The 306-nt window shown below is 69.9% G+C and carries 1 protein-coding gene; it reads right to left on the bottom strand.

The window, feature by feature from the left end; genetic code table 11:
* The coding region (locus AAC083_RS23395; protein ID WP_308811029.1) for a phosphopantothenoylcysteine decarboxylase domain-containing protein at window positions 1-306 on the bottom strand (306 nt) is incomplete at both ends.

Here is a 306-nt window from a genome sequence, read left to right as displayed (position 1 = left end):
TTCCACATCGACTCGCGCTACTCCGCTCGGTGTCGGCAGGGCGACCGGGCAGCTCACCAGCGTCACCTCGGCGCCCGCCTCACGGGCAGCGCGGGCGATGGCGTAGCCCATCTTGCCGGAACTGTGGTTGCTGATGTAGCGCACCGGATCCAGTGCCTCGCGGGTTGGTCCTGCGGTGAGCAGCAGCCTGACGCCCGCCAGCAGGGGCTCGGCGGCCAGTTGCTGGCAGCAGCGCTCCACCAGCTCCAATGGATCCAGCATCCGGCCCGGGCCCACGTCGCCACAGGCCTGGCTGCCAGAATCTGG

The organism is Aeromonas sp. HMWF014 (assembly GCF_963878295.1).
Taxonomy (GTDB): domain Bacteria; phylum Pseudomonadota; class Gammaproteobacteria; order Enterobacterales; family Aeromonadaceae; genus Aeromonas; species Aeromonas popoffii.
This window is presented reverse-complemented; position numbering and strand designations above follow the sequence as displayed.